13 protein-coding genes are annotated in these 12,970 nt (G+C 67.9%); all 13 read right to left on the reverse strand.

What is annotated here, in order from left to right:
• Positions 1–12: 12 nt before the first annotated feature.
• The 13 genes from MMB17_RS08440 to MMB17_RS08505 all read right to left on the reverse strand — a co-directional run bounded on the left by MMB17_RS08440 (position 13) and on the right by MMB17_RS08505 (position 12,881).
• A complete protein-coding gene (locus MMB17_RS08440; protein WP_003596879.1) occupies positions 13–786 on the reverse strand; it encodes a phosphatase PAP2 family protein in 774 nt (257 codons plus the stop codon).
• A 298-nt stretch (positions 787–1,084) separates the two neighbouring features.
• Positions 1,085–1,861: a COG4705 family protein gene (locus MMB17_RS08445; protein WP_003596877.1), complete on the reverse strand. Its 777-nt coding sequence runs from the start codon at positions 1,859–1,861 to the stop codon at positions 1,085–1,087.
• Entirely contained in the window at positions 1,834–2,631 is a 798-nt protein-coding gene (locus MMB17_RS08450) for a COG4705 family protein (protein WP_238229975.1), read from the reverse strand. Before MMB17_RS08450 ends, MMB17_RS08445 begins: the two co-directional genes overlap by 28 nt.
• Positions 2,632–2,702: 71 nt before the next feature.
• The gene (locus MMB17_RS08455; RefSeq protein ID WP_003596871.1) at positions 2,703–3,110 is read right to left on the reverse strand and encodes a hypothetical protein; all 408 of its coding nucleotides are present in this window, start codon (positions 3,108–3,110) and stop codon (positions 2,703–2,705) included.
• 68 nt (positions 3,111–3,178) lie between these two features.
• Positions 3,179–3,955, reverse strand: a complete 777-nt coding sequence (locus MMB17_RS08460) for a COG4705 family protein (protein ID WP_003596870.1) — start codon at positions 3,953–3,955, stop codon at positions 3,179–3,181.
• A gap of 92 nt (positions 3,956–4,047) precedes the next feature.
• Positions 4,048–5,343, reverse strand: a complete 1,296-nt coding sequence (locus MMB17_RS08465; protein ID WP_003596867.1) for a sensor histidine kinase — start codon at positions 5,341–5,343, stop codon at positions 4,048–4,050.
• The gene (locus MMB17_RS08470) at positions 5,340–5,999 is read right to left on the reverse strand and encodes a response regulator transcription factor (RefSeq protein ID WP_003596865.1); all 660 of its coding nucleotides are present in this window, start codon (positions 5,997–5,999) and stop codon (positions 5,340–5,342) included. The genes MMB17_RS08465 and MMB17_RS08470 overlap by 4 nt, the downstream gene beginning before the upstream one ends.
• Before the next feature lie 526 nt (positions 6,000–6,525).
• Positions 6,526–8,160: a Fic family protein gene (locus MMB17_RS08475; protein ID WP_003596864.1), complete on the reverse strand. Its 1,635-nt coding sequence runs from the start codon at positions 8,158–8,160 to the stop codon at positions 6,526–6,528.
• A gap of 174 nt (positions 8,161–8,334) precedes the next feature.
• A complete protein-coding gene (locus MMB17_RS08480) occupies positions 8,335–8,556 on the reverse strand; it encodes a hypothetical protein (RefSeq protein ID WP_003596862.1) in 222 nt (73 codons plus the stop codon).
• A gap of 302 nt (positions 8,557–8,858) precedes the next feature.
• Positions 8,859–9,140 (reverse strand): hypothetical protein, encoded by a 282-nt coding sequence (locus MMB17_RS08485; protein WP_231343942.1) that lies wholly within the window; start codon positions 9,138–9,140, stop codon positions 8,859–8,861.
• Between the two features lie 171 nt (positions 9,141–9,311).
• Positions 9,312–10,325: an ATP-dependent nuclease gene (locus MMB17_RS08495; protein ID WP_017484342.1), complete on the reverse strand. Its 1,014-nt coding sequence runs from the start codon at positions 10,323–10,325 to the stop codon at positions 9,312–9,314.
• Positions 10,326–10,436: 111 nt separating this feature from the next.
• The gene (locus MMB17_RS08500; RefSeq protein ID WP_003596854.1) at positions 10,437–11,318 is read right to left on the reverse strand and encodes an AAA family ATPase; all 882 of its coding nucleotides are present in this window, start codon (positions 11,316–11,318) and stop codon (positions 10,437–10,439) included.
• Positions 11,319–11,384: 66 nt separating this feature from the next.
• On the reverse strand, positions 11,385–12,881 hold the full coding sequence (locus MMB17_RS08505; protein ID WP_003596853.1) for a DUF2235 domain-containing protein: 1,497 nt from the start codon (positions 12,879–12,881) through the stop codon (positions 11,385–11,387).
• Positions 12,882–12,970 lie beyond the last annotated feature (89 nt).

Raw genomic sequence — 12,970 nt, forward strand, 5'->3', positions numbered from 1 at the left:
CGTAAGGCGACGCTAACGCAAGGTCCGAACGGACAGCTTCGAATCCGCATGAGCCGTACGGTCGGGCTCACCGGCCGCCCCCGACGCTTCGACCTGGCCGCGCCGCTGGAGGCGCAGCGCCACGATCCAGCACAGCACCGCCCAGGCCGACCCGACGCACCAGCCCGCCAACACGTCGGTCGCGTAGTGGACGCCGATGTAGACGCGGCTCAGCCCCACGACGACGGTGAGGAAGACGGCGAGCCCCATGAAGTACGCCTTCAGCCGTGCGCCCGCTGCGACCCTCGTCATGATCGCCCCCAGCGTCAGGAAGGTCACCGCAGAGAGCATGGCGTGGCTGCTGGGAAAGCTGGCTGTGAACACTTGGATGCCGCCGGGAATGTCGGGACGAGGGCGGTTGAAGAGCAGCTTCAGGCCGAAGCTGATGACCGTGCCGCCCAGCATCGAGCCCACCACCAGGAGGGCAGTCCCACGCCTGCGGACCAGGAGCAGGTACCCCACGGTCGCAGCCAGCAGGAAGCACAGGACGACCATGCTCCCAAGGGAGGTCACGTCGCGCGCCATCTCATGCACCCAGGCCGGCCCGATTGGGCCGGCGGCGCCGAGTGGACGGAAGAAGCGCGCGACCCGGGTGTCGAACGCCATGGTATCACCCTCCATCACCTCGCCGGCGAGGAGGCCGAACGCGAGGAGGAGTGCGGCGACGCAGAACAGCGTCGCCACGAGGCCGAGCTCCCGTTTCCCGAGGCGCGTCACGGCTGCTGCCCAGGCACCCAATTCGTTCATCCGCCTCGCCTCCCGGCCGGACCTCGGTACGCCGCCCCAGGTCTGACGCGCGTCGCCCGTGGGGCGAGGCGGCCAGACCGGGGATGCAAGGATCGTCGATGGACCGCGGCCCTGACCCACGGCGACTGCTTCTGGCCCGGCCTCGGGATGCGCGCGGCCGCCGTCCCCGGGCCGCCGGCATCCGTGCGAACTCCACGGATCGGGGGCAGGTCGCGCGCACGGCCCCGTGGACGAAGTCGCCGCGGCGCCGGACAAGGGCGGGGCCCCGGCGCGTCGCCATGCGGTGTCGACCGCAGGTTCATGACGCCGTCGCGTCCGCGCCCGGATGACGGCCGGCCCGCTGCGGTAGCAGGACGATGAGCGCCACGATGAAGGCCGCGATCACGGCGGAAGCGAGCGGCCGGCTCAGGTTCAGCCCGCCGTTGGCGACCGGCTTGTCGAGGAAATCGCCCACCGTGGCCCCGAGCGGGCGGGTCAGGATGAACGCCGCCCAGAAGAGCGTGACCCGTGAAACGGAGGTCCGGTAGTACAGGGCGATGACGACCGCGAGCGCCGCCGCGAAGACGAGGGCGCCACCCTCGTAGCCGAGGCCGCCGGTGTCCGCGAGCCAGTCGCCGAGCGCGGTGCCCAACGTCTGCGAGAAGGTGATCGCCCCCCAATAGAACGCCTCGACCCGCGGGGTCGAAACCGTGTCCACCGACACGGTGCCCTCGGTCGCGTACCAAAGCCCGAGCACGGCCGCGAGGCAGGCGAGTAGCAGGGTCGACCCGCCGGTGTATCCGATGCCGAGCGAGCGGTCGGCGAAGTCCGCCATCGTCGTACCGAAGGTGGTCGAGGCGACGATCGTGGACCAGTACAGGACCGGGTGGAACCGCTTCGATATGATCTGGGCGACCACGAGCGCGACCAGCAGCACGGCGAACAGGGCGGTGCCGGCGAGGTAGCCCCAGTTGAGGGTCATGGTGACGGTGTCGCCGCCGGTCTCCCCGAGCGTCGTGGCCAGGATCTTGATGATCCAGAAGCCCAGCGTGACCTCGGGTACCTTGCTCAGGGCGCGTTCGTAACGGTCGTCCATCGGACCTGCTCCTTCTTCGAGAAAAACCTCACGGCGCGTCGGCGCAGGCCGCCCGGCGACCGGCACGCTGCGGGATGAGGAGGACGAGCCCCGGCCATGACGAGCGCGAGCACGCCGGAGATCGTGATGTCGTCGATGCCCAGGCCGCCGGAAGCGACCGGCTTGTCGAGCGAGTTGGCGAGGGTGGCGCCGAGCGGCCGCGTCAGGACGAACGCCGTCCAGAACAGCATGGGCCTGGAAACACGCGTTCGCAGATGGAGGGCCGTGACCACGGCCAGCGCGACGAGGATGAGGAGCGCGCTCCCGTTGTACCCGAGCCCGCTGCTGTCAGCCATCCAGTCGCCCAACGCGGTGCCGAGCGTCTGGGAGAACATGACCGTGGCCCAGTAGAAACCTTCGGCCCGCGGGGACCGCACCGTCTCCACGGCGACCGTGCCGAGCGTGCGCTTCCACAGGATCAGGGTCGCGACGACCGATCCGAGCAGCACCAGGGACCCGCCCGCGTAGCCGATGCCGAGGGACCTGTCGCAGAAGTCGGCGAGGGTCGTGCCTGCGAGCGTCGTCGCGGTGACCACGGCCCAGTACAGGATCGGATGGAAGCGGTCCGCCCGGACCTGTGCGGCCAGCAGCACCGCCAGGGCGGCCCCGAAGATCGCCGTGCCGGCGAGATAGCCGAGGCCGAGCGTCAACGTGACGGCGTTCCCGCCGACCTCGCCCAGGGTCGTGGCCACGATCTTGATGGCCCAGAACCCGGCGGTGGCTTCAGGCACCTTGGCGGGTTCGACGTGTCCGGGTCGCTCGGTCGGTTGCATCGGGCTGCCGTGGGAAAGCGAGGGCTGGCTCACGCGGTGTGGGTCTGGTCGATGATGGCGAGCAGGTCGTCGACCGCGCGACGGCAGGCGGCCGGATCGGGGTTCGACGCCCGCAGCGCGTCGAGGGCGCGGTCGATGGCCTTGTCCACGACGTGCCAGTCGGCGGCGGCTCGCGGCTTCAGGCCGGCCTCGGACGCGTCCCAGGACAATTCCAGGTCCTTGATGCGCGTCTTGGCGGCGGCGAGGTCGCCCCGGTCGGTCATCGCCTTCACGTCGACGACGATGGTCCGGAACTTGGAGAGGTCGCCAAGCTTCGAGGCCGCCATCGCCTTGGGCGTCGCTCCGACGGCGGCGTCCTGCATCGCCAGCAGGCCCAGGGGGGCGGCCGTGGCACCGATGACCGTCGCGGCGATGGCGGCGAGGAGGATGTTTCGCATGGTCGTTCGCTCCGTGTCGTGCGGCGTTGGAAGGACTGGAGGATGGGGATGCGGGAGGCGGCGGACGGTCAGGCCCGCCGCTGTCCGGCCGGCTCGCCAGGGCGTCCGGAGACGAGGCTCAGGGACGTCACCAGGGCGACGATGACGGAGAAGAAGGCGAGGCTGGTGGAGGCCGTGCCGAAGCCGAGGCCGCCGTATTCCCGTGCCTGCGACAGCAGATCGCCCAGCGATGCGCCGAGGGGGCGCGTGACGATGTAGGCGAGCCAGAAGGTCGTCACCGGGTTCGCGCCGAGGCGCCAGGCGAGGGCGAGGGCGGCCAGGATCGTGCCGAAGATGACGACGCCGAGATTGAAGCCGAGCCCCAGCGCCTCGGTAGCCAGGTCGCCCGCGGCCGTGCCGAGCGCGAAGGTCAGGAGGATGGCGAGCCAGTAGAACGCCTCGCGGCGCCGGGTCACGATGGCGTGGATCGAGAGCGTCCGCTCGGTCGCGTACCAGAGGGCGAACACGGCGGCGAGGGCGGCCGCGAACACGCCGGTGCTGACGAAGAGGCTCACGCCGAGCTTGTCGGTCAGGATGTCGGTGACCTGCGTGCCGACCACGCTGACGAGGACGACGGTCGACCAATAGGTCCAGGGCACGTAGCGCCGCTCGCGCACCTGCAGGGCGAGGACGGCCGCGAGGAGGCCGGCCGTGAGGGTGGCGGTGACGGCGGCACCCAGGCCGACGTTCACCGCGAGGTAGTCCGCGCCGGTCTCGCCGACGGTCGTGGACAGGATCTTGATGACCCAGAAGGCCGCGGTGACCTCCGGTACCTTGTTCAAGACCTGGCGCTGGATCTCGCTCATCCCCGTCTCCCGTCCGTCATGGTCGGGCACGGTGATAGCGAGCCAGAATGAGGGCAGAATGAGCTTCGTCCGGAGGAGCCGCAGGCTCGGCCTCAGGCCGGCAGTCTGACGGTTGCGAGGGTCCCCTGCCCGTCACGTCGGTTTTCGACCGTCAGGCCGAGGTCGTTGCGCTCCGCGATGCGGCGGGCGATGGCGAGCCCGAGCCCTGTGCCTTCGACTTCCGGTGGCGCGGCCCGGAAGAAGCGGTCGAACAGGCGGCCCTCGCTTCCCGGCGGCAGCCCGCAGCCGGTGTCCCGAACCGTGACGACGCACGCACCGTTCCGGTTCAGCAGACGGACGTCGACCTGGCCTCCCGACGGCGTGTAGCGCAGGGCGTTGTCGACCAGGTTGGCGAACAGGACGCGGACCTCGTCCTCCGACGCGTGAAGCGTCGCGGGTGTCTCGATATGCACGCCCAGGTCGATGTCCTTGCGCTCGGCGAGCACGACGTGGTCGGCGACGCAGTCGAGCAGGAGCTGGCCGAGGTCGACGGATGCAGGACGGGCCTCGGCACCGTCGTCGAGCCGGGCGAGACGGAGCAGTTGATCCACCAGCCGGTTCGCCCTCCGGAGGCCGTCCGCCAGCGCCATACGCCGCGCGTCGCCCCCGCCACCGGCAGGCCCGCCGAGGGAGTCGAGTTGGATCTGCATCGCGGCAAGCGGCGTACGCAGTTCGTGCGCCGCGTCGGCCACGAACCGCTTCTGGGCGGCCAGAGCGGCCTGCAGGCGAAGGATGAGCCCGTTCATGGCCTCGACGAGGGGCGCCACCTCCGTCGGCACGCCGCGCGTCGGCAAGGGGCCTTGGGCGGCGGCGCCGCGCCCGGCGAGGTCATGCACCAAGCCGTCGAGCCGCCCGAGCGCCCGGTTCATCGCCCAGCCGACGACGATCCACGACAGCGGGACGAGGAGCAGCAGCGGGGCCACGGCGCCGAGCGCCGCATTGCGTGCGAACTCCGCCCTCACGACGTCGCGCTGGGCGACCCGGACCGTCGTGGTGCCGTTGGCGGTCGTGTAGGTGCGCCAGAGCTCGCCGCCCATGACGACGTTCGCGTATCCCGTGCGGCCGGGGTGGCGGACGTCGACGCCGCGGTCGTCGCGCAGGACCTGCCCGTCCTTCCAGATGGTGACGGCGAGTTGGTCCTCCGGGTCCTGGTCGGCGGCGGGCGGCGCGTCCGCGTCCGGGAGCCCGGGACCGGCGTTGAGGGCGACCTGCCGCAACTGCCCGTCGAGGAAATCGGCCGCCTCGATCCGCGCGAGGGCATAGGCCGCGACCATCGCGGCCAAGCCGATTCCGGCGAGCAGGGCGGTCATCCAGCCGAGCGTCGTGCGGCGCAAGGAGGCGGCCCTCATGGCTTGGGCACCATCCAGCCTGCGCCGCGGACGTTGAGGATCACGCCCTTGCCGACCTTGCGGCGGACCGTGAGGATCAGGGCGTCCACCGCGTTGCTCTCGACCTCCTCGCCCCACCCGTAGATGCGTTCCTCGATCTGCGCCCGAGAGAGGATGCGCCCCGGTCGCTCCATGAGCGCGTGCATGAGGGCGTATTCGCGCGCCGACAGGACCGCGACGGTTCCGGCGTGGGATAGCACATGGCTCTCCGTGTCGAGTTCGGTCTCGGCGGCCACGAGCCGCGCGGTCGCCCGCCCGGCCCGGCGCCGCAGGATCGCCCGCATCCGGGCGAGCAGCTCGCGCATCTCGAACGGCTTGACCAGGTAGTCGTCGGCCCCGAGGTCGAGGCCGGCGACGCGGCTGTCGAGTCCGTCCCGCGCCGTGATGATGAGCACCGACATGTCGTTGCCCGCCGTCCGCGCGGACCTGAGAACCTGCAGGCCGTCGGCGCCCGGCAGGCCGAGGTCCAGCAGGACCAATGCGTGGCCGCCGACCCGCAGCGCCGTTTCGGCCATGGGGCCGTCGCGTACCCAATCGACGGAGTAGCCTTCGGCGGCAAGGCCGTGCGACAACCCTTCGCCGATCATGCGGTCGTCCTCGATCAGCAGCACGCGCATGGGTCGCCTTGTTCGGGTCGGAGCATTCATGGCGCGGTGCTGGCCGTGACCGCTCGCAAGCCGGAGCCGGAACTGAGCCGCGCCACGGACCGGTCCTAGCCTGCAGCCGAGACAACAGCGACGTGAGAAGTCGCTTACCCTAAAGGCGTAAGCATTCCTTTGGACTTGAGGAAAGCAGCCCTGGATCGGCGCCTCGGAGGCGGTGTCGGGTTTCGGGAGATTTCCGGCCACGTGCCGACGTCTGCGTCCGACCTGCCGCCACTGGGCATATGGCGAGCCGTCATGACGGCGCCGAGCGGACAGCACGGATCACCGTCGGGCTTGCGATACACCAAATGGCTCGGGATGAATGCGGATGGCGCGTTGCCGAATCGCCGGTGGTGGCCGGACCCAAAACCACATACTGCCCGTTCCGGCACCTCGCCCCTAGTTGGCCTTGCAGGCGAGTGACGCAACGACCTACCATCATGAACGTCATCACGCGGCCTTTGTAGTTTTTGGTCGTTGGAAGTGCGTCATCGTCGTTCTATACGACTTGATGTTCAAGGGGTATCAGGCCGGTGACATCGTCCTGGAGTTGGGCCGTCAAGTCGAGTTCCTGCCAGTAGGAGGCGGGGGCCGGGATGCCTCGCCGCCATACGATGTCCACGTTGACGTTCGGGTCGGTGAACCTCGCGTTCTTCTCGTCTTCCAGAAAAGCGTGTGTCGAGGCCCAAAGGCGCAACGTTTCGTCGAGGTCCGGCGAAGCGATGCGGGCCGTGACGGACTGGCACCGCAGCATCGCGCGCACGAGGGGCGCGGCTTGAGCGGCGCCGGGTGCGGTAAGCGCCCGCAACCCCCCGATGTAGTCCGACCGGTAGATGGTCGGCACCACGATTCGCGACTTCCCCCCGCCGACCAATTCCTTCGTCATCATGATGCGGGCGGTCCGACCGTTGCCGTCGTTGAAGGGATGGACGAGGACGATGAGGGTGTGGGCGAACACGCCGCGGGCGAACGGGGCCTGCAGGTCGCGCAGCATGGCGAAACCCTCGCGCAGAGTCCCCTTGACGAGGTCAGGCAACACGAAGACGGTGTTGCCGGCGCTGTTGGCATCCTCCTTGAACTCGCCCGGCTTCTTGTCGGGGCGCGCGTCGAGCAACCGCGCGTTCCGCTCGCGGATCTCGGCCATGAACTCATCGACGGACGATGCGCGCGCCTCGCCCGGCACGATGCTCGCGACCTGGGCAAAGGTTTGCGTCACGTCGCGACCGTCCTGCGGCCGCCCATCGGCCGGTTCGTGCTCGAACACGATGCGCCGCGCCTTGTCGACGAGGAAGCGCGTGCCCTCGATGTAGTTGGTGAAGTACGCCTCGACGAATGACGTGCAGTCCCGCTCGCCGGGACCGACGTGCGGGTCGGCCAAGTCGGGCGCGACGCGCCCGAGGGTCATCGCCAAGACCTTGAGGCGCTCCATGCACTCGGGGTCGTAGGGGTCGTCCGGCCGGCGCCGCGCGGCCACGTCCCTTGCGACCAAACCGGCTTTGCGCGTTCCGAGGATGGTCCCGATGATATCGAGGAGGACCTGCAGTTCCTGTTCCGCCCCAAGCGAGCCTGCGATGCACTCGGCCCGCTGCCGGATCTCCCGGAGACCGTCCTCATGGGCGGTCTTCAGCAACCGCTCGACCTCTCGTTCGACGCCTTCCCTTCCGACGGTGCGGCTAGGCCCACTCCGTGCGCGTGATGCCTGCAGGTTCTCCAGCAGGGCGCGCGCGTCGCTCGGAAGGTAGACCCCGAGGAAGGACATGTCCCCCTCCAACGGCCCTGGACCGGGGAAGGTTCTGATTTCCAAGCCGGGCAGTGACAACCGCCTGCGGGCCTTCCCGTGCGGATCGGTCGCGAACACCCAGCCCGGGAAGACGACGCGCCCGTCCGGCCCGCGCTCACGCCAGGGATTCCTCTGCAGGGCAGTCCGGCCCCTGAGCACGGCACCAGGCGCGTATCGAGCGAGGATGGGAGCCCATCCGCCGCAGACAATCTCTTCGACGGGACGACCGTTGCACACCGCATAGATGCCGTCGCCGACCCGCCGGAGCTTGCCGGCGGCGGCCTGCCGCTGAAGGGACCGGTCGCGTTGCGGGTCGCCTCGCGTGAGGATCAGATCACCGTGCGTCGTAGCCACTTAACGCCCCCGGGCGGCGGAAGCCCCGTCGCTTATATCGACATAATAACCTCTTGTGTCGTTTAAAACAACATAAGCTCGCAATTGCCCTAAGGCAGGCTGATATACCCGTCTACTACTCGATTCCCGGACAAGGCAACCATGTCTCCGAGCGGTTGGAAGTCGAAGACCCCCTCAGACCGGCATGCCGGTCAAGGAGCGCGGGTTCACCTCGGCCCGATATCCCTTCGAATGCCTGAGCAGGCGCCGCATCTCATCGAGCCAGCCGAGGTCCTCGGCGGACTGGTCGTAGAGGCAGATGGCCAGCCCGTGTTCGAGGACCGGCTCGATCTTGGCGTATGCCTCGGAGGAATGCATCGCGGCAACGGCCTTGTCCCGGGATGGCCAGCGCGCCATCAGCGCGAACTCGACGTACCGGATGTCCCGGTCGTGCAGGTAGAAGACGACGTTCTTGTGCCGGAAGCGGGGACGCTGGAAGACGGGTCGCGGCCTCAGATCGACGAGTGCCCGCGCGGCGTTGGTCGCAATCAGGCGCAGCAGAGGCTCCTCCGTCAGCCCCTCGATGTCGACGAAGGCGACGGCGCCCTCTCAGTCGTCCTGGCCGGGGAAGAGGGTGTATTGCAGGTCCGGCATGGACGGGACGGCATGCGGCGCCAGCGCCCGGGTCGGGAAGCTGAGGATCTTGCGTTCGGCCATCGTCAGGCTTCCGGGACCAAGGAGGCGGCACGCCTCTCGACGGAGGCCAAGTCACGCAGCCGGACGGCATGTTCGGGCAGGCCCCCGCCGGGAGGCACGAACGTGCCGTGCTCGTCCTTCAGATCACCTTTCTTGATGAAGAAATCCTCATGCATTCGCTCGCCGACGCCGGTGAATGGAACGATGACCATCTGGGCCTGGGTCGGCGCCTTTCCGTCCTTGGGCCGTTGCGGAAGTTCCGTAACGATGGTGTCGGAGTGAAGCTCGACCGCGAGGCTCTTCACGTAAGGCTCGACGTAATAGACCCGCTTCACCCCGGCGGTGACGAGGTGCCGGGCACAGTTATGGCAGGGATATACGGTGCAATAGAGCGTCCACTGACGACTGTTGCCGGCCCTTCGTGCGGGCGAGGCGCTCGGGTCGCCTGTCGCGGTGAAAAGCGTCGGGTTGACCGGTTACCGTGGCAAAGCAGCGTTGATGGCCTCGATGACCTTCTCACCGTTGTCGAGGGTCGTCACGACGCCAGGGCCGTTTCCGTCCAGGAAACTGGGATTGCGGATGAGCCAATCAGCCGGGCTGAAGTGGTCGAATTCCGGCGTGGATGCCGGGAGGATCCTGAACACCGTCTCCATGCGCTTCACCAGCCGGCCGGGGCCCGGTGCATCCTTGTCAAGCTTGGCTAGGGTCAGTGCGGAACGCCCCTTGAGCTCGAAGGCGCCGTTGACAATGCCGACATAGGTCTCGGGCTCGAATATGTCCTCGACGTCGCCCTCGGCGATGCCGAGCACGTCGGGATAATTCATGATGCGGCTCTCTGGTATGGCACCGGCGGCCTTGAGCTGCTCAAGCTTGCGCTTGTCGCCCTGGGCTCTGTCGGACATCACCGCCAGGTGTAGGTTCGCGCCCTTGAACAGGGAGACGAACGACTGGATCTTGTCGAGCCCACCGGCCGGACAGATCGTCCAGCGGGGGTCGAGCGCGGTCCGTCGCCGTCGCTTCAGCTGAGCCGACAGGGCCTTGAGGAACAGGATGTCGCCCGGTCCCTCGACCAGCAGGGTGTGCTTGCCGATGAACAGCGCCTGGGTGACGTCGTAGCCCAAGGCGGCCTGGAGGGGGAAGAGGGTGTCCGGGTCCGTGGCGAGCACGTCGCCCCTGACCTTGGTACCCTTCGTCGTCCAGAAGCCTGGACGCTTCTGCTCGACCTGGTCCTCGATGATCCGGGAGAGCGTCAGGTCGTCGGGCGGCACCATGAAGGGCGAATGCGTGGAGAAGACCACTTGGTGCTTCGGCAGGAGTCGGTCGGCGAAGTACCGCAGCAGATCGGCCTGGGCCTTGCCGTGGAGGGTCAGCCCCGGCTCGTCCAGCAGGAGTATCTGGTTGCCCCCACGCTTGCTTACCTGCGCGAACTTCACCAGGAACGAGAAGAACCAGATGAACCCGGCGCTACGCTCCGAGAACGGCACCGTCACCCTGTGAAGGGTGTTCCTGACACGGGCGCGGGCGATCGCGCCGGCGTTGAACGGGGCGGGGTCGCCCGCTTCCGCCTTCGTGACCCTGACCTCAAGCTCCAGGAACGCGTTCTACGTCCAGTATTCCTGCAATTGGTCGGTGATGGCGTTCGATGCGGATTCACACTTGGCGTTCAGCGACTCGTAGGTCGTCGACGCCTTGATCTCCTCCACCGAGGTCCCGGCGAATTCGAGGAAGTCGAGGAAAACCCTCTCGCCGACGTCCAAATGCGTGTTTCCATGCGGATGTCCGGGATGGTGGTACGGTGCGTCCCCGTTGCGTACGATGTCGTCGACCCGGATTTGCCCGGCCATGCGGTCGTAATACGAAAAGTACATGAACTGGGGCGTCACGGAGCGGATGTAGCTCCCAACGAAACCCACCGCGTTCTGGCCGGGGAACGACCTGATCGTTTCCAGGAGCGCGACTTGGTCCGGCGTCGGCTCCGCCAACGCCTCCAACGCCTTTCGGAGCATGTCCGTGGTTGTGGCTTCCGCAAGCGGTTCCCTGACGGTTTCGCCGAGGCCGTGGCTGGCCATCAGGTACTCGGCGATGGCCGGGTAGTTCAGCGGAACGTCGATGCGGAAGGTTTCGTCGTCGTAGCGGCGCGAGAGGGTGATCTGACGCGACCGGAGACAGTCGGGGCCCAACGCTTCGGCCAGCGTCGCCACATCCTCGGGCGATAGGGACCATTTGGACGTGATGACGATTGCCTCGCCCTCCTCCTTCGGATGCCGTGCGTCGTACTCGTTCAGGTGCCGCCTGGGGTAGTCCCGTTCCCTATCGAATACCGTTGGTGTCGCCGGGTGGGGATTCAGGCCGGCCAAGGCTTGAAGGAGGGCGGTCTTGCCAGCCTCGTTCTTGCCGACAAGACAGACCATGTCGCCGAGCGTGACCTCTTCCGAATCCTCGACGCTGCGAAAATTGGTGACCCTGAAACTGTCGAGCCTCATTCCATCCCTCGTAGTCGGTCCGCAGCTTCGCGGATGGCCAAGCAACTGCAATCGCAGATTGGTCTGCTAGACGATGCCGGATTTCGCTGCCCCTGGGTTTGGCGAGCCCGGCGCATAAGCGGTCCTGAAGTCCCGGTGGTTCGCCAACGCCAACGGCCTATAAGGACCTTTCCCATCACATTGGGTCACCTCGGCCAGATCGAATCTTTCCCTGACGCTCGGGTGGACCAGGGCATCCTCCGGGATCTCCCGGACCTTCACCGGCCATCCCAGCCATCCCATCCGACGGGACAGCCAGCGGGGAAGGATGCCGGCGATGGAGTCGTGCATGCCTGCGACCTCGCAGTGCTGCATGCCATCGGACGCCGGATGCAGGTGCAGCCGGCCGGTACCGGGCTCTTCGGACACCATCCCGTCGACCCGAAGCGGATCCGGGATCTTGGTGGCCTGCTCCACCATCCACTGCAACGCGACGTCGGACAGCCGGCTCTCGGCTTCGGGGTAGCTGCCGCCGATGTCGGAGTGGTTGCCGGCGAACCACATCTGGATGAGCGGATCGGGCTCGCCCTGGACCTTTTTCCGCACCCCGTCCCGGCTGCCCCACCTGACCCGCGGGAAGTCGGCGCGGGTCTCGTCGATGGAGAGGGCATGCCGGGCATAGCCGACATGGCCGCTCAGCAGTTGGTCGTAGTTCCCGGAGCGCCATTGCGCGATGTGCCAGCGCGCCTTCCCGTTCACCGGTGAGTCGGTGATGGTCTTGACCGCTGTCGGCAGCCAACGCCAGAGGACGAACGCCGCAGTGAGCGAGAGGGTGGCCAGGAACGGGCGCCAGTAGCCGGTGCCGAACGCTAGGTCGGACAAGACGGCGGGCACGGCTGCAACCAGCACGGCCAGGATCGTCAGGCCGGCCGCAATGCCCCACCACTTGGGTCCGGTCGCGCCGAGCGAGGCGACGGTGTCGAACACGCCGATGAAGTGCGGTGCCACGTTCGAGGAAAGGTCGTCACCCGACCCGTACTTGCGCCGGAATCGCCTCGCCAACTCGAACCGGTCCTTCTCGTAGTCGCCGCCCCGGGGTGAACCCGCGCCGTACTCATAGACCTTGATCACCGCCTCATCCGCGATGTCCCGCGTCGCCTTGCGGAAGCGTGGAAGGTCTCCGCCCGGCACTTTCGTCGGGACGCCGCACAGGAACAGAACGTTGGCCACGCAACGGGCCGTGTAGGCCCCTCGGCTGAAGCCGATCAGGTAGATGCGGTCGCCGGGCTCGTAGTGGTTGATGGCGAACTCGTAGCAGTCGGCGATGTTCTTCGTGATGCCCAGGCCGGTCACCGAGGACAGCAGCTTCTGCAGTCGGCGGTAGGCACCGACGAAACCCGGGGCCGAGCCGTCCGTGCCGAGGCCGGCGTCGTAGAAGGCGACCTGCTCGCGCGGGTCGATGCCGCTGTCCGGCCCGACCCGGCAGACGCGGTAGAGCTTGTAGACGTTGCTGAGGCGCTGTTCCTCGCGGAGGCCACCTTCCTGGCCGGTGCCATCCGAGAAGACCACGATGTTCTTAGCCACGCCCCCCTCCTGCAGCCGGGATGGTCCTGGAATGGAGCCCATCTTGCGAGGCTGGATCGCGTCCGACGCCCAGTCAGACCGGTTAAGCC

It is taken from the genome of Methylobacterium organophilum (genome assembly GCF_022533465.1).
GTDB lineage: Bacteria > Pseudomonadota > Alphaproteobacteria > Rhizobiales > Beijerinckiaceae > Methylobacterium > Methylobacterium organophilum.